Source organism: Rhizobium sp. 18065, from assembly GCF_902706095.1.
Lineage (GTDB): Bacteria > Pseudomonadota > Alphaproteobacteria > Rhizobiales > Rhizobiaceae > Allorhizobium.
Genome location: NZ_CACSJP010000023.1, coordinates 1 through 16,736, shown reverse-complemented (window position 1 = coordinate 16,736; position 16,736 = coordinate 1). Strand labels below are relative to the sequence as shown.

The 16,736-nt window shown below is 58.2% G+C and carries 14 protein-coding genes and 2 pseudogenes; 5 read left to right on the top strand and 11 right to left on the bottom strand.

Annotated elements, in window-relative coordinates:
- Positions 1–151: 151 nt before the first annotated feature.
- Entirely contained in the window at positions 152–1,204 is a 1,053-nt protein-coding gene (dusA, locus tag GVK95_RS24925) for a tRNA dihydrouridine(20/20a) synthase DusA (RefSeq protein ID WP_159953380.1), read from the bottom strand.
- 121 nt (positions 1,205–1,325) lie between these two features.
- Between dusA and GVK95_RS25455 the strand changes: the two are divergent.
- Together GVK95_RS25455 and istB are read left to right on the top strand one after the other, a co-directional pair.
- Positions 1,326–2,225: pseudogene (locus GVK95_RS25455) on the top strand (site-specific integrase); the annotation flags it as partial.
- On the top strand, positions 2,223–2,984 hold the full coding sequence (gene istB, locus GVK95_RS25125) for an IS21-like element helper ATPase IstB (protein WP_200844380.1): 762 nt from the start codon (positions 2,223–2,225) through the stop codon (positions 2,982–2,984). The pseudogene GVK95_RS25455 and the gene istB, both read left to right, overlap by 3 nt.
- A 202-nt stretch (positions 2,985–3,186) precedes the next feature.
- Here the strand turns inward: istB and GVK95_RS24915 are convergent, their stop codons facing one another.
- From GVK95_RS24915 to GVK95_RS24895, 5 genes are all read right to left on the bottom strand, one after another.
- Positions 3,187–4,233, bottom strand: coding sequence for a glycine betaine/L-proline ABC transporter ATP-binding protein (locus GVK95_RS24915; RefSeq protein WP_159953379.1), 1,047 nt, complete (start codon positions 4,231–4,233; stop codon positions 3,187–3,189).
- Positions 4,226–5,113, bottom strand: a complete 888-nt coding sequence (locus GVK95_RS24910; RefSeq protein WP_159953378.1) for a proline/glycine betaine ABC transporter permease — start codon at positions 5,111–5,113, stop codon at positions 4,226–4,228. The genes GVK95_RS24915 and GVK95_RS24910 overlap by 8 nt, the downstream gene beginning before the upstream one ends.
- Before the next feature lie 113 nt (positions 5,114–5,226).
- Entirely contained in the window at positions 5,227–6,228 is a 1,002-nt protein-coding gene (locus GVK95_RS24905; RefSeq protein ID WP_159953377.1) for an ABC transporter substrate-binding protein, read from the bottom strand.
- 122 nt (positions 6,229–6,350) lie between these two features.
- Positions 6,351–8,879 (bottom strand): CoA transferase, encoded by a 2,529-nt coding sequence (locus tag GVK95_RS24900; protein ID WP_159953376.1) that lies wholly within the window; start codon positions 8,877–8,879, stop codon positions 6,351–6,353.
- Complete coding sequence (locus GVK95_RS24895) at positions 8,872–10,545, bottom strand: GMC family oxidoreductase N-terminal domain-containing protein (protein WP_200844379.1); 1,674 nt, start codon at positions 10,543–10,545, stop codon at positions 8,872–8,874. Before GVK95_RS24895 ends, GVK95_RS24900 begins: the two co-directional genes overlap by 8 nt.
- Positions 10,546–10,831: 286 nt before the next feature.
- On the opposite strand from GVK95_RS24895, the gene GVK95_RS24890 reads away from it, so the two are divergent.
- Positions 10,832–11,728: a LysR substrate-binding domain-containing protein gene (locus GVK95_RS24890; protein WP_159953375.1), complete on the top strand. Its 897-nt coding sequence runs from the start codon at positions 10,832–10,834 to the stop codon at positions 11,726–11,728.
- Between the two features lie 542 nt (positions 11,729–12,270).
- On the opposite strand, the gene GVK95_RS24885 is transcribed toward GVK95_RS24890, so the two are convergent.
- The 5 genes from GVK95_RS24885 to GVK95_RS24865 form a co-directional block, all read right to left on the bottom strand.
- Positions 12,271–12,738 carry a nuclear transport factor 2 family protein gene (locus GVK95_RS24885; RefSeq protein WP_159953374.1) on the bottom strand — a complete coding sequence of 156 codons (468 nt, stop codon included), beginning with the start codon at positions 12,736–12,738 and terminating at the stop codon, positions 12,271–12,273.
- Positions 12,739–12,831: 93 nt separating this feature from the next.
- Positions 12,832–13,158, bottom strand: a complete 327-nt coding sequence (locus tag GVK95_RS24880; RefSeq protein WP_159953373.1) for a nuclear transport factor 2 family protein — start codon at positions 13,156–13,158, stop codon at positions 12,832–12,834.
- A 10-nt stretch (positions 13,159–13,168) separates the two neighbouring features.
- Positions 13,169–14,149, bottom strand: a complete 981-nt coding sequence (locus GVK95_RS24875) for a saccharopine dehydrogenase NADP-binding domain-containing protein (RefSeq protein ID WP_159953372.1) — start codon at positions 14,147–14,149, stop codon at positions 13,169–13,171.
- 1 nt (position 14,150) lies between these two features.
- Positions 14,151–14,546: a VOC family protein gene (locus GVK95_RS24870; protein WP_159953371.1), complete on the bottom strand. Its 396-nt coding sequence runs from the start codon at positions 14,544–14,546 to the stop codon at positions 14,151–14,153.
- 16 nt (positions 14,547–14,562) lie between these two features.
- A complete protein-coding gene (locus GVK95_RS24865; protein ID WP_159953370.1) occupies positions 14,563–15,306 on the bottom strand; it encodes an SDR family oxidoreductase in 744 nt (247 codons plus the stop codon).
- Positions 15,307–15,440: 134 nt separating this feature from the next.
- Between GVK95_RS24865 and GVK95_RS24860 the strand changes: the two genes are divergently transcribed.
- Both GVK95_RS24860 and GVK95_RS24855 read left to right on the top strand, forming a co-directional pair.
- The gene (locus tag GVK95_RS24860) at positions 15,441–16,328 is read left to right on the top strand and encodes an AraC family transcriptional regulator (RefSeq protein WP_159953369.1); all 888 of its coding nucleotides are present in this window, start codon (positions 15,441–15,443) and stop codon (positions 16,326–16,328) included.
- 38 nt (positions 16,329–16,366) lie between these two features.
- A pseudogene (locus GVK95_RS24855) lies at positions 16,367–16,528 on the top strand (LysR family transcriptional regulator); the annotation flags it as partial.
- Positions 16,529–16,736 lie beyond the last annotated feature (208 nt).

Below are 16,736 nucleotides of genomic sequence, written 5' to 3'. Positions count from 1 at the left end.
GAATAACACTCCACTCGAAATCGGTGAGGTCAAACCGGCGACGGGTCATGAGAAGCCTCCAAATCAAGGCTTCAGTGAATCAAAATCAAACTGATTTGCAAACCCGGTTTATGAGTGCGCGGCCTAGGAAAGTCTGGCGAGGCGACCCACCCTATTCCGCCGCCCGCACCGTCTCGGTAGCCGGACCCGGCTGCACTTTCGGCCCGCCGGCAATATCGACCGCGGCAAAGGCCTCGGCGATCAGCATCGGCGAAATCCCCGGCTTGGTCGCCTCCGACGACAGGATCTGCCGGAACCGCCTGGCGCCTGCATAGCCCTGGAACAGCCCGACCATGTGCCGGGTAACATGATTGAGCCGCCCGCCGTCGGCGATGACCTGCTCGGCATAGGCGATCATCGTCTCGCAGAGCGCTGCCCAGTCGAAGTCCCGCTCCGGCGCGCCGTAGATCAGCCGGTCGACCCCGGTCAGCAGCGTCGAATTGTGATAGCTCGCCCGCCCGAGCATGACGCCGTCCATCACCTCAAGATGCGCCTTCGCCTCGGCAAGCGTGGTGATCCCGCCATTGATGCCGAGAAACACATCCGGGTTCTCCCGCTTCATCCGGTGCACCAGCGCGTAATCCAACGGCGGAATATCACGGTTCTCCTTCGGGCTCAGCCCCTGAAGCCAGGCCTTGCGGGCGTGGATCCAGACAGCATCCGCTCCGGCCCCGACCATGCGCGCCAGAAAATCCGGCAGCACCTCGGAAGGCTCCTGGTCGTCGACCCCGATCCGGCACTTTACCGTCACCGGCACCGAGGAAACCGCCTTCATCGCAGCGACACAGGCCTCGACCGTCTGCGGCTCGCGCATCAGGCAGGCCCCGAACGTACCCGACTGCACCCGGTCCGACGGGCAGCCGACATTCAGGTTGATCTCGTCATAGCCGTAATCCGCCGCAATCTTCACCGCCTCGACAAGCTTGCCCGGATCCGACCCGCCCAGTTGCAACGCGACCGGATGTTCGTCGCGATGATACGACAAAAGCCTCTGGCGCGGCCCATGAATGATCGCATCGGCCACCACCATCTCGGTATAGAGCAGCGCATGGCGGCTCAACTGCCGCAGAAAATAGCGACAGTGCCGATCCGTCCAGTCGATCATGGGTGCAACGGCAAAAACGGGAGCTTTAAAATAATTTAAGTTTTGTTGTTTACCAGTCACTTACGACACTTTCTTCATCGTCTAATTTACGCTTGTTCGGCGCTGTTTTCGCCGATTTTGGTACTAGACTTGGTCCACTGGACCTACTGCAACATTCCGTGAACCAAATTAGGAACCAGTCATGGGCACGATCAGCGCGTGCACGCGCAAGGATGGCAGCGTCGCCTACCGGGCGCGAGTGCGGGTCATGCAGGATGGCGTGACTTATCACGAGACCGAGACGTTTGACAGACGTCCTGCGGCCGCAGCCTGGATTTCAAAACGCGAACGGGAACTCTCCAAACCAGGGGCAGTCGCCAATGTTGCCGCTGCTGATCCTAGCCTCGCAAAGACGATCGACGGATACACGGAGGAATTCTTCAGAGCGATTGGTCGCACAAAAGCGCAGATCCTGAAGGCAATAAAGAACGACGACATCGCCATCATGCCCCGCTCTTCGAGCAAATCGAGAGACATCATTGAACTTCTGCAGTCGCTAACGGCCAAGACGCAAACCGTGGGAAACTCCGCCAGTCATCTCGCGGCGATCTTCGCCATTGCGCGGCCGATGTGGGACTACCGGCTCGAAGAACAGGAGATGACGGACGCAATCAGGGTTGGCGGTCGGATGGGTTTCATATCCCGGTCAGCGCAACGCGATCGAAGACCCACATTGGATGAACTCGACCGGCTGATTGGCCATTTCATTGAACGGCGGAAAAAAGCCCCCCAGTCAATGCCGATGCACAAGGTCATAGCTTTCGCGCTATTTTCGACCCGCCGCCAGGAGGAAATCACGCGGATCAGATGGAAAGACTTCCAGAGAGAGCACAAACGCGTCCTTGTGCGCGATATGAAGCATCCTGGAGAAAAGATCGGCAATCACACCTGGGTGGACCTTCCTGATCAGGCGATCCAGATCACCGGCACCATGCCAAAGGGCAAGTCAGAAATCTTACCCTACTCCACCGACGCCATCTCCGCGAATTTTACGCGAGCCTGCAAGTTGTTGGACATCGACGATCTCCGCTTCCACGATCTGCGTCACGTCGAAGCCCCGGAGATTCTTCTCTCCCATTATCTCAAAACCCTGAAGCTTCCGACCTTCCAGCGCGAGTATCAGAAGCTGGCCCGGCTATGCGCCACAGAGGGCGTCGATCATCTTGGATACCTGTTTCGGCTTTCCGAACGGGAGATGATCGAACGGGACCGCCGCAAGGTCGAGCGTCGCATCAAGGCGGGCAGGTTCCCGGTCGTCAAAAGCCTCGACAGCTTCGACTTCGCCGCCATCCCCAAGCTCAACAAGATGCAGGTGCTGGAACTGGACCGTTACGAATGGATCGAGCGTCGCGAGAACGTGATCGCGCTTGGGCCCAGCGGTACGGGCAAAACCCACGTGGCTCTCGGTCTCGGCCTATCAGCCTGCCAAAAGGGGCTGTCTGTCGGCTTCACCACGGCCGCCGCCCTGGTCAGCGAGACGATGGAGGCCCGTGACGAAAGGCGTCTGCTTCGCTTCCAGAAGCAACTGGCCGCATACCAGCTTCTCATCATTGACGAGCTGGGCTTCGTGCCCCTCTCCAAGACCGGCGCAGAATTGCTCTTTGAGCTGATATCGCAACGCTACGAGCGCGGAGCCACCCTGATCACCAGCAACCTTCCATTTGACGAATGGACCGAAACCTTGGGGTCGGAGCGTCTGACCGGCGCGCTGCTCGATCGCATCACCCACCACGTCAACATCCTTGAGATGAACGGCGACAGCTATCGTCTCGCCCAAAGCCGAGCCCGAAAGGCAGGCTGAATACCCTTCGGAAAATCGACGCGCACGCATAAGCCCCCCGCTCGGGCTACGCCCTCTCGGAGGTCTCATGCGTGCGCCGAAAGTGGCCTGGTTTTGCTCCGCCGCCTGGCCGGTTTTTACTCCGCCGTTGACACCCTGCACCCCTCGAGTATTGAGCTCTCGCCGTTTTAATCATCGCAGTTCATGACGAGATAGGCTCTTTTCAGTTGGAAGCTGCCGCCACCATGGCGGAAGTCAGCTGGCGTAGGCTAATGCTACCGACAAGCGCGCCTGCCGGATCAGCGACAGCAACGGCATCCCGGCCGCTTTTCATCATCAAGCGAGCCGTGTCCTCAAGGTTTGTGCCCGTCTGGACACTCACCGTCAAAGATATATCCGGTTGGCCTCGGGACATGATCGCATCGACGTGAATCACCCGCCCGCGATTCACTTCTTTGACAAAACTCGCGATGTAATCGTCGGCCGGTCGCATGACGATTTCCTGGCTCGTTCCCTGCTGCACCACCTCCCCATCCCGTAAAATGGCAATATTGTCTCCAAGGCGAAGCGCCTCGTCGAGATCGTGTGTAATGAAGACGATGGTTTTCTTGATCTCTTTTTGAAGCTCGAGAAGCACGGATTGCATATCGACACGGATAAGCGGATCGAGGGCCGAAAATGCTTCGTCCATCAGTAGGATCGGCGCATCGTTTGCCAATGCCCGTGCCAGGCCCACTCGCTGCTGCATGCCACCGGAGAGTTGATTGGGATATTTGCTCTCGAAGCCCTTCAGACCAACCCGTTCGATCCAGCGCATGGCACAATCGGTCTGGCGGCCTCTTGGGATACCTTGAATTTCCAGGCCATAAACCGTGTTCTCAAGAACGGTTCTGTGAGGGAGAAGTGCAAACTTCTGGAACACCATAGCGGTCTTGTGACGCCGGAACTCCCTGAGATCCGCTTCGCTCATCTTGACGACATCCTTGCCATCGATCAGCACCTCGCCGGACGTCGGATCGATCAGCCTGTTGATGTGACGAATGAGCGTCGATTTCCCCGACCCGGAGAGCCCCATGATCACCTGAATGCCACCGGCCGGCATCGAGATATTGATATCCCTCAGCCCCAACACATGACCATGCTTGCTGTTCAGCTCGGTTTTGGTAACGCCTTGCTCGACTAGCTTGACGCACGCAGCGCCATTCGGGCCGAAGATCTTGTAAAGGCGTTTGATTTCGATGCCGAAACCGCCAATTTTACGATTACCCATGGACGATCTCCCGGTGCTTCTGCAGACGATGACCATAGGCCTGACTGACCCGGTCGAAGATGATCGCGATCCCGACGATCGCGAGACCGTTGAAAATGCCGAGCGTGAAATACTGGTTGGCGATCGCCTTCAACACGGGCTGGCCAAGACCTTGCACGCCAATCATCGATGCGATGACGACCATGGCCAAAGCCATCATGATCGTTTGGTTGATACCGGCCATAATCGTAGGTAGTGCGAGAGGCAGCTGAACGTTTTTCAGTTTCTGCCAACTCGACGAACCGAAAGCATCCGCCGCTTCCAGGACATCCTTGTCGACCAGCCGAATACCGAGATTGGTAAGCCGGATCATCGGCGGGATCGCATAGATCACGACAGCGATCAGACCCGGAACCTTGCCGATGCCAAGCAACATGACGACCGGAATGAGGTAGACGAAGCTCGGCATCGTCTGCATCACGTCGAGCACCGGATTGATAAGATTTTGAAGGCGGTTCGAGCGGGACATCAGAATCCCGAGCGGGATACCTACTGCAATCGACATAACGGTACAGACGAAGATCATGGAAATCGTCTTCATCGTGTCGTCCCACATATCGAGGTAGCCTATGAGCAGCAGCGTGCCGATCGACCCGGCAACAATTTTCCGGTTGCGGCTTGCCAGCCAGGCGATCCCGGCAATCAGCGCAATAATGATCGGCCACGGCGTGTGGGTCATAAACCGCTCGGACTGGATCAGAAAATATTGCAGGGGCTGGAAAAGCGCTTCAAGCCCATCGCCATATCCTCTGGTAAAAGTTCGAAATGCTTCGTCAATTGCTTTCTTGAGCGTACGAAGCCTCTCATCGTCCATATGGGGAAAGCTGAATAGCCAGTCCAAAGTCGTTCCTCCTCAAAGGCAGGCGGGACCACGAAACGTATTCGTGATCATGACGGCGTCCTGCGGCGCGCTTCTCGAGCGCGCCGCGTTCACCCACAAAATCGAGATTCAGATCAGAGAGCGGCCTTGATCTTTTCGGCGGCATCCGGAGAAACCCATTTCGTCCACAGGTCAGGGTTCTCCTGGAGGAAATGCTTGGCGCCGTCATCTCCGCTTGCCTGATTGTCGGTCATCCAGGACATCAGCTTGTTGACCGTATCGTTGCTCCACGCCCGGTGATTGAGGTAGTCCATGATTGGACCATCGGCGCGTTCGGAAAACCTCTTGGTGACAAGCGTCTTGACAGTATCTTTCGGCCAGTCGTTCTTCTTCGGATCGGCACAATCGGCCACAGTATTGCATCGTTTCCATTCCGCCGTATCGACGGGAACGCCGTGCTGAACCTTTACCATGTCGTATTTGCCGAGCAGCGCTGTCGGAGCCCAGTAATATCCGACCCAGCCTTGCTTGCGTTCATATGCCTTGGCGATCGAACCATCGAGACCGGCGGCAGACCCGGTATCGGAGAGTGTGAAGCCAGCTTTTTCCGCTTCGAAAGCCTTGTAAAGCTGCGCTGAAACCACCGTCCCGCCCCAGCCCTGGGGACCGTTGTAAATCGTTCCCTTGGACGAATCTTCGGAATCAGGAAAGAGTTCAGGATGCTTGAGAACATCGTCGATCGTCTTGATGTCCGGGTGGGCATCGGCGATATATTTTGGAATCCACCATCCCTGAACGGCGCCATCAGACAGGACCGTTGAAGCCTCGACGAGCTTGCCATCTGCAAGCCCGGCATTCACCACGTCCGGCAGCAGGTCGACCCATCCTTCCGGCGCAATATCGGGCTGCGCCTTCTCGGTCATCGATGTAATGGTGGGAACGGTGTCGCCCTGGATGATCGAAACATCACAACCGTATCCTTCGGTCAGGATGAACTTGTCGAGGCTGGCAAGAACTTCGGCCGACTGCCAGTTCATACTGGCGATTGTGACTTCGCCGCATTCGGCAGCTGAGGCCTGGTTTGCCATCGCAAACATACCGACTGCAATACACGTCGAGTTGAACAGATACTTCATATGGTTTCCTCCCAATGCGATGCGAAATGTGATTTCAGCTGCTGGCCCACCGCGATGGCCAACAGCCTGTCTTGCGCTTTGGCTGCCTCCTCAGAAAGCCAAACCGTTGCTGCAGGCTATGATCAGCTGGGCAAATATTCGGTGCTCCAGCTCTCGCTAACCGTACCCGACGCGATGAGCCTGTCGATTTCGGCGTCGGTGTAGTTGAGGGATTTCAGAACCGGGCGTGTGGATGCACCGTATTTTTCAGCCGGCGCAAGCGACGTGACCTTGCCGACAGACGGTCGCACGGCAAAGGGATCGAGCTGGGTTACGGAACGCCCACTCGGATGCTCAGGGAAGATTGAGAACGAATAACTGCCGCGTTCGGTCCCCGGTTCGCCGTCCGCAACCCTTGCGCTTCGGCTCCTGATCGCTTCAAGATTTTCGCACAGCGATACCCCAATGTCGGCCTGAACCAGTTTGTGCTGCCAAACCTCCGCAGGCGCTGTGAGGAACGCCGTTGCGAGATAGGCTTCCCGGTCCGAACGTGCCATCGAAAGAAGGCCGCTCAGCCCCTCGACTTGACCAAACCGTGGCAGGTCGGCTTCTGATGCACTCAGAAGGAGGTAGTCGCCGGACGCTGTTTCATAGAGCCGCGACAGAGCGTCATAACCCTTGGTCTCGCGGCCGGCCGGCTCGTCAAAAGGCTGCCGACCCTCATAGTCGTAGCAGAATGGAATCTGGGCGAGCCCGGTCAGAGCGGAAAGCGAGGTGCGTGGCCGACCGACAACCCCTGTTCTGGACCTCTGGTAAAGGGCGGCAGCCACACCAAGGGCCGCGCCAAAACCGCACATGACATCGATGGTGCCGACATGGGCATGCTCCTCCGGCGTATCCATCGATCCGCCGAACCGCAGCATGATACCGGTCGCAGCCTGAACCAGGTCATCATAGCCGAGATAGTCTGTGCGCGGTCCTTTACGGACGCCGCCGAAGCAATCCAGCTGGCAGAAGATCGCCCGCGGATTGAGCGCTTTCAGGCCTTCGGCATCGAGCCCCATCGCCGTGACCTGGCGATCGGTGGCGTTCCAGACGACGACGTCGACGGACCGAACCAGATCCTCGAAGACCACCCGACCATCGGGCGAACCGATGTTCAGAAGCGCCGACTGTTTGCCACGCATGTGCGACATGCCGAAAATCACGGTGTTCCAGCAGTCATAAAGCGGCTTTGCCGGATCGATCTTGATGACCTCGGCACCGAAGCGGGCCAGATAAGCGACCGAATGCGGACCGGCGATGACATTGCAGAGGTCGAGCACCTTGACGCCATCAAGCCAGCCACCGGGGGTCCCGGTTATCGGCGCAGGCAACTTTGGCCGTTCCACACGCGAAACTGTCGCCAATGCTTCCTTGAAGGTCGTCCACTTGCGTGGCTGCGGCGCCAGCATTGCTTCACCGCTTTCCTGCAGCCAGGCCATAGGCCCAGGCTGGGTCATGCGGCCGATAACCGGATCGTCCACCTCGATCATCAGGCCCGCTGCCTTGGCGTGATCGTCGGCGATCCATTCCTTCAGCCAGCGCTGCGGCGCGCCGGGGAACAGTCCCTCCCCGAAAATCCGCTCCCATTCCACCGACGTCTTCGTCAGAAAGATGTCCTTCATACGGGTCGCGATCTTGTCGGCCCAGAATTTCGGAAGCGGATAGACTCCGAGCGAAACATCCGACGACCATTCCGAAACCGGCAGATAGGTGTCTTCCTCCTCGCGAAGCCCTTCACCGACAAGCTCGTCGTAGATGCCAAGTGTCAGCAGGCAACGCTTCGCATGGTTCTTGTGGCTGGGGCAGACGACGTAGAACATGCCTCCGTCGCTACACCTGTAGCTGCGATAGAAGGGATCGAGAAACTCCTGCAGGTCGTCGTACGACATATCCATCGGCAGGCCTTCGCTCCGCCTCCGTTCGATCTCCTGTTCGCGCTGCGTCTGGTAACGCACAGGGTATTCGTCGACCTTGATCGAATTATAGGAAAGGCCTTCCATCACAGCACTTGCCAGCGGCACTTCTATATGATCGCCATGCCCCGTGCGCTCACGGGCCTGCAGCGCCAGAACCGTGGCAGAAGCCGCCAGCATTGTGCCATAGGCCGAAGCAAGCGGCAGCGGCGAGAAGGACGGGTTGATGCCCATCAGGACCCGGTTCAACCCCATGTCGGTAAACACGCCGGACGAGGCGGCAATCACCGTCTCGAACGCTCGCCAGTCGCGCCGCAACTCATCATTGGACGCAAAACCGGGAATCGAGACGGTAATCAATTCCGGTCGCTTCGTCCGCAGTTCGACAAAATCGATACCGAGCCGGGTCAGCACACCGGGACGAAAGTTTTCCACGACGATATCGGCATGGTCGATCAACGCCTGCGCCTCGGCCCGGCCGCCATCCGTTTTGAGATCGATCGATACGATCGTCTTGTTGCGATTGAGTATGGCGTTTGCCGGGTTGTCCCAAAGCGGACCCGCGGGAGGATCGATATGCACGACCGTCGCCCCGAGATCACCCAGGATCATCGCGACCGCGGGGCCGGCGATATACTGGCCGAAATCGACGACCGTAACCCCTGCCAGCGGCAGTCTTGCGCGGTTAGACGTTTCTGTTTCCTGATCAGGCATGTTGGCCAGCCTCCCGAAGTATCATTGCCGCCGCCTTTTCAGCGATCATGACTGTTGGCGAATTGGTGTTGCCACTGGTGATCGTCGGCATGACGCCGGCATCGACGACACGCAGGCCGTTGATGCCGCGGACCCGCAAATGGCTGTCGACCACAGCCAGAGGGTCGTTGTCGCCGCCCATCTTTGTGGTGCCGACCGGGTGGAAGATCGTGTTGGCGATGTCGCCTGCAAGCGTTGCCAGTTCCGCATCGCTCTGGAATTCAACGCCGGGCTTCCATTCGACGGGCTGGTAGCGCGCGAGGGCCGGCTGCGAAACGATCGTGCGGATCTGGCGGATGCTGTCGGCCGCAATCTTGCGATCATCATCCGTGCTCAAGTAATTGGGAGCGATGGCCGGAGATTCGCCGCTCCGATTAGAGCGTATCCTGACTGTCCCCCTGCTCGTCGGATTGAGATTGCACACACTCGCCGTGAATGCCGGAACGCTGTGCAGAGGCTCGCCAAATGCTTCCAGGCTGAGAGGTTGCACATGGTATTCGAGATTGGCATGGGCCTGATTGTTGTCGGAGCGGGTAAACACGCCAAGCTGCGACGGCGACATGCTCATCGGACCGCTTCGCGTGAGCGCATATTCAAGACCGATCTTTGCCTTGCCGAAGATGCTGTTTGCCAGTGTATTCAGGGTTTTGACGCCCTTGACCTTGAACACGGCACGGATCTGCAGGTGATCCTGAAGGTTCTCGCCTACCCCCGGCAGATCCAGTTCCACGTCGATACCGTGCTTGCGCAACAGGGCTGCCGGTCCGATCCCGGAAAGCTGCAGAATCTGAGGCGACCCGATGGCTCCGGCAGACAGAATGACCTCGCCTTGGGCACGGACCGTGACTTCCTTGCCATTTCGCAAGACGACAACACCGGCGCATTGCTTCTGTCCTTGCGGACCCATCTCGATCAGCAGCTTTTGAACATGGGCCTCGGTCCATATGACAAGGTTCGCCCGCTTTCGGGCCGGACGCAGGAAAGCTTTGGACGTGTTCCAGCGCCAACCCGATTTCTGGTTGACTTCGAAATAGCCGACGCCTTCGTTATCTCCACCGTTGAAATCCGCGGATCTCGGTATGCCGGCCTCTACGGCAGCGTCGGCAAACGCTTCGAGGATATCCCAGCGTAAACGCTGCTTTTCGATCCGCCATTCGCCCCCGTGACCGTGCAGGTCGGAAAACCGGCTGTTGTCACCGGTTTGCGGATCGGCGCCCTTGTCCAGCCGGTAATGATCCTCATGTGCCTTGAAGGCGGGAAGAACATTTTCCCAGGCCCAGCGCTCATCTCCGGTCAGTTCGGACCAGGTGTTGTAGTCCCTTGCCTGTCCGCGCATATAGATCATGCCATTGATCGAAGAGCACCCGCCCAATGTCTTTCCGCGCGGGTAACGCAGGCTTCGGCCATTCAGTCCCGGCTCGGCCTCCGTCTTGAACAGCCAGTCGGTGCGCGGGTTGCCGATACAATAGAGGTATCCGACCGGGATATGGATCCACGGATAATTGTCCTTCTTGCCCGCCTCCAGCAAAAGCACGCGTTTTGTCGGATCTTTGCTCAGCCGGTTGGCGAGCACGCAGCCGGCACTTCCGCCGCCAACAATAATATAATCGAATTGATCTTGGGTCATCACCGGCATTCCTCTTGCAAGAGCATCGGCAACACTCCCCATGTGCAGATTGCTGTGCATCGCAGAACGAAACGGCGAGCGCCTACGAAGGCCGCCACGGAATTGGCAGTCATACCGGTTTCCTCCCAGTCATCCACTCTTTTGCAAGTGAGTGGCTGTCCTAACTTTCCAACAAAAACGAAGTCTTGAACACGTCGGTAAGATTCATCCCAGTATTATTTTTTTCGATAATGTGACATGACGCATATCAGCATCCGGCTGAGGACAAAGAGGGATCAATCGCTTCATGCGCGACCTGCCACCATTGAAATCACTAAGGGCATTCGAGGCGTGCATTCGTCTTGGAAATTTCACCAAGGCTGCGCGAGAACTGAACGTCGGGCAGCCGGCGATCAGTCATCAAATCAACGCGCTGGAACGGGATTTGGGGATCCGGCTGTTCGAGCGAAGGGGTGCCCAAACAGTTCCCACGTCCGATGCGATAACGTATTATCGCAGTATTGCCGGTGCATTGGAGGATATGACGCGGGCAAGTGTTGCCCTTCGAAAGAGCGCGCGTCCTCCGGGATTGGCACTGGCGACCTATCCGGGTATCGCGATGTTCTGGTTGCTGCCACGCCTGGCGCGGGTAAGGCAGGCCAACCCGGATCTGGCAATCAGAGTGACCACGGCGGAGCGTGATCAGGACATACCTCTGGAAGATATCGACTGCGCCATACTGTTCGGCGACGGCGATTGGCCGGGATTTGAAAGCCACAAGCTTATCGAAGAAATCGTGGTCCCCGTAGCAGCGCCATCAGTGGCGGCGCGGCTTGCAGATTGCTCGCGGGCGGAAATTCTGAAGAACGGCCCTCTCATTCACTTGGAAGACCAAAACCAACGATGGTTCACCTGGCGCGATTGGCGCGATCAGAGATCACCGGAGACGGAAGCCGTTGATGGCGGCATAGTCGTCACTAATCACGGCATCGCGATCCACCAGACCCTGATGGGCCACGGAATTGCTTTGGGTTGGCGCGGTGTAATCGACGAAATGATAGACAACAATCTCCTGGTCGCGCTGGATAAGGAGCCTCTTTCATCATCACGGGGATATTACCTCGTCGCGCATTCGGCCTTCCTAAACACCGGCATTGGGAAATTCGTCCTTGATACACTGAGGGCGAATACGATTGCAGCCTGATGAAATGGGCCAACATGCAACTCTTTCACGTCCAGAAACATGCGAGTTCTACAATTGAACCTCACGAGCATCGATATCGCGGCTATCGTCCGCCAGTACCTGAAGGGGCTGATCTATTCCGACTTGGCCACGTTCGGCTGACCTCGCGCAGCTGACTACCGCTTCAGAAGCAGTCTATCAATGAGCATTATACCAGCCTTTGCTCATTTGAATTCGTCTGCTCTCGCCAAAAACGAAAGCAGCTTTCTCGCAAAACGATTCCCTATCGCACTGTCATGCGACAAATCCCGCGACCTAGCGACTATTAGGAGTATCCGCGACACTACGTCAGCCCTGCGGACCAAGCCTCCGTTGAGCGTAAGAGTAATCAACGTATCTTTTGGCAGCTTCGGCGTAACCGACTACGTCCTCATGACCCTTCGCGGTCTGTCATCCTATGCCTGCCTCGGATACTCGACTAAACGCCTGACCGAATGCGCGAAGATGGCCGGCCGCGCGCTCGAGGACGATTTCCTTGCGCACGCTGCCTAGATGACGGCTGCTTAGATTCCGGATAGAACAGCAATATCGCCTGACCACCAGACATTGTCGACGGTGTTGCGCTGGATGAGCCAGACCTCGCCGCTCCGTACCAGTTCGACATCATAGCGGTTCTTCATCAGGTAGTGCCTGGTGGGGTCGTTTTTCGGCACATGCTGGGCTTCAACCAATGCGTCCATGCGTGCAGTGTCACCGTCGATGGTCACGCGAGCATTGGTGACAGAATGCGTGGTGTCGAGTGAACTCAGCGAGGTCGAAGGCGCTGAAACGATGACATCCCTGCCTTCTATCACAGGATACTCGAATCCTACCTTAGCCGCCGCAGGACGGAAATCCGATACAGCATCTTCTGCAAGCGAGGACGCGAGCAGAGTCGTATCGCGCAGATCGATGCCTGCGGCGAAGCGGTAGAGTGCCTCGACGACTGCCAGCTTGTCCGCGGACTGAGCCAATGATGAGGTCGATGTCATGGAGAAATTCCTTATATTGCGGAGACCCTCGGATCGAGAATCTGTCCCGGTTACTGCGCCTTGGGCGCGATGGTGATGGGATGACAGAGCAGACTATTCGAGATCGGCGTCGATCCGATTGATCAGGCCATCCGGCCCGACTGCGATATTGAGAACGCCGATCTCGTGGCCGAAGTCGCCGGTGAAATCGAGGCGGACGATGGCGTTGAAGTCGTCGAGGTGCTCGATCGATAGAAGCCTGCTGCGGGTATTGTAGCCGACGAAGAAGCGCTCGAGATAACGTCGGACACCTTCTCTCCCCTCAAACGCGTCGCCGACGGAAACGTCATCGATGACGGCCTCCGGTGTGAACAGGGATAGTGCGCCGTCGATGTCGAAGGCGTTGGTGGTCTTGATGAAGTTCTCGACGAGCTTTTGCATGGCCTTCTCCTCAGAGATCGGCGATCGTGGTGTCGGCGATGGTTTCGGCGAACCCATTTCCGAACAATCCTGCAGGGGTCTGGAAACCTGGACGCGCCTCGCCTGCCAGAACCCGTCGCCCGGCTTCCGCCACCGCGATTGCGGTAAAGTTGTAGCCGTTGACCGTGTTCAGGATTGAACGCACGACATGACCATCGGCATCCGTTACCTCGACGACGGCCTGGTATCGGTTCGCTTGACGCTCCTCTTCGGTTGGGCCGTCCGGAAGAGCCGACAGATCTCCCTGCGGAAATGCGCCACCCGTGACATGCACGAAGGTCTCGATGTTCGGAACGCCAGTCGCCCGCCAGATGGTGATGAGATCGGGAAGCGTGACCTGGAAACTGTCCACCGCGCCCTGTCCGAAGTCGAACTTCTGAATGTTGTTGGGAACCGTGACCAGCTCGCCATCCACTCTCGCAAGCGTTTCCGCCGTCATGTTCTCGGTGGCGCTGATCGCGGATCCCCGTGACATGCCGCCTGCGACATGCATCGCGATCCGGATCCTACGGGGATCATGAACTCTTGCCGCAGCGTGCCCGGCAAGGCTTCCCAGCATCGCCACGCTGCCACCGCCGCCTGGAAGAAGCATCACGCCAGCAGCCTTTGTCTCGGAATCCAGTTTTTCGGCGAGACGATAGCTGTCCAGCTCTGCAGCGGTGTCGATATAGTGCACGCCGTTTCGGATAGTGGCCTCGATGAGGATCTTTGCCGTCCGCAGGAACGGTCCGGCTGCGTTTATGATAACCGAGACACCCGTCAGAGATCGGTCGATCAACGCATCATCGTCGAGAGCGAACACTCGATATTCAACACCAAGTTGCGAAGCCAGTTCGGCAAGCGGCTTTTCGCTCCGCCCAGCCAGAACGATATTTGTTCCGGCGGCCGCCGCGTGCTCTGCCACCAGGCGGCCCGTGTATCCGGTCGCGCCGTAGATCATCAGTTTGTTCATGTCAGTGCTGCCATTCCTTGTAGACGAATTCGAGTGAGTAGCCGTCGGGATCGCGGACCTGTGCCGCGTAATAACGAGGGTCGTAGTGAAGCTGTGGTCCGGGTGGGTGGATCTCCGTCGCCCCTGCCGCCATGGCTGCGGCATAGGCGGCATCGACCTGCGCCTTGCCGTCGGCGATAAACCCGACATGCGCGGCACGGCCTTCGGCACCGCCTTCGCGCAGCCAGAAAAACACCCGGCCGTTCGCGCCGAACCCCATGAGGTCAGGATGACCGGCGGGTCCATCCCTGCCATCGTAATCGACCGCATGGACGATCCCCAGCGGAGCGAGTGCCTGTTCGTAGAAGTCGATCGAGCGGTTAATGTCGCGGACCGAGATGAATACGTGGTCGAGCATGCTGCTCTCCTTTGGCTCAGATGATGTAGCCGCCTGCGACCTCGATGTTCTGGGCGTTGATCCAGCGGTTTTCGTCCGACAGAAGGCTGGCGATGACGCCGCCGATCTCTTCGGGTTCACCAACGCGGCCAAGCGCGGTCTGGCCTGCCAGCATCGCCTCGAACGCGTCGTTCAGGCCGCCGCCGAGTTCGGTGCGAATAGCACCGGGCGCGATGGAATTGGCCCGGATCCGGCGCTCGCCGAACTCCTTGGCCATGTAGCGCGTTAGGACCTCCAGGCCGCCCTTGAAGGCCGCATAGGGAGCGACGCCTGAGGTGGCGACGCGGCTGGTGGCGCTCGTCATGTTGATAACGTGGCCACCGTCCTCCATCAGCGGAAGCAGGATCTGGGTCAGGAAGAACGGACCCTTGAGATGAACGTTGAACAGGCCATCGAACTGTTCCTCCGTGACCGTGGCAATCGGATTGAACAGACCGTATCCGGCGTTGTTGACAAGGTAGTCGAATGTCTCCCTACCCCAGACCGCCTGAAGTTGTGCCTTGACCGCATCGCGAAAGGCTGGAAACGAGCTGGAGTTGCCGACATCGAGCTTCAGCGCCACTGCCTTTCCGCGGTTTGCAATGATCTCGGCGACGATACTCTCGGCCTTTCCCGGATTGCTGTTATAGGTGACGATCACGCCCATGCCGCGCTCGGCGCATTTGACGGCGGTGCTGGCTCCAAGGCCGCGGCTGCTTCCGGTAACAATGACGATCTTCATCGTGTCTCTCCATACATCTGGTATGAGATTACGCTAGGCTGACCCGACCGGACGCGCTCACCTATTCCTCTCTCAAACTTGCCTATTTCTGCTTTTGGCTTGTGCGCCCGTTCGGGCTCTGTCAGGGTCGGCTCATGGAAAAGCAATTGCAGGAACTCCGCGCACTGGCCGCCAAGGCTGAGAACAAGCGCACCGAGACGGGCATTCCGCGCGTCGCGATGGTCCAGGGCGAGATCCCCGAGCACCAACTCGCCGCCGTCTACGATCCGATGATCAACCTGATCCTGACGGGGTCGAAAACGATGACCGTGGGTGATCGGACGTTCCACTACGATCCGGCGACCTATTTCGTGATGTCCGTCGATCTCCCGGCTGTCGGCTCGGTGCATCCCTCGAAGGCGGGCGAGCCTTACCTGGCGGTCAGCCTGACGCTGGATCCCACCATCGTCGCAGGATTGATCCGCGACCTGCCGGTCAAGGTTTGCAGCGAGCTGTTCGGATCGGGATTTTCGGTCGCTCCGGTCAATGAGGACTTTCTCGATGCCTGGATTCGCATGCTCAAGCTAATGGATCGCCCGGACGAAATCGCAGTTCTCTCTCCCGCCTACGAGCGCGAAATCCTGTTCCGTGTCCTTCAGGGTCCGCTCGGCTGGATGCTGCGCGACATCGCCTCCCCGGATACCGCGCTCTCGCGCATCAGCGTCGCGATCAACTGGATCCGTCAGAATTTCGCCCAGACGATCAGGGTCGAGGCACTGGCGGAAATGGCCGCCCTCAGCGTGTCGGCATTCCACCGCCACTTCAAGGCGGTAACGGCACTCAGTCCCCTCCAGTACCAGAAGCGCGTCCGCCTTCTTCACGCCCGGTCGTTGCTGATCGCCGGCCAGGGAAACGCGACATCGGTTTCCTTCGGGGTGGGATACGAAAGCCCGAACCAGTTCAGCCGGGAATATGCTCGCCTGTTCGGATCACCGCCTTCAAGAGACCTCGCCAGAGCGTCGCACGACTTGCGAGTTGCATAGTCGACCACAAAGCATAGTCGACCAGAAGGAATGCCGCATTGGATCAACTTCTCGCGCTGCGCGCCTTCGTCCGCATTGCCGATGCCGGATCGTTCGCGAAGGCTGCGGATTCACTCAATCTGCCGCGCTCGTCCGTCAGCAAGCTGTTGCAAGACCTCGAACAGAATCTCGGCACCAAGCTTGTCGAGCGCAGTACGCGGCCAATTTTGCTCGCCGTAGCCATTGGCGGATTTCGCAAGTAGTATGGCCTCCTACTGCTAGTCACAAAGCCCTGCGTCTCGTCCATATTCATTTCGAGTTCAGGCGTGGTCACCCCGCCTGACAACACTCGGAAAAGGACTATAGCATGACATCGTATGAGCAACTTTTCATTGGCGGACAGCGTGTAGCGCCGTTGGGCACCGAAAT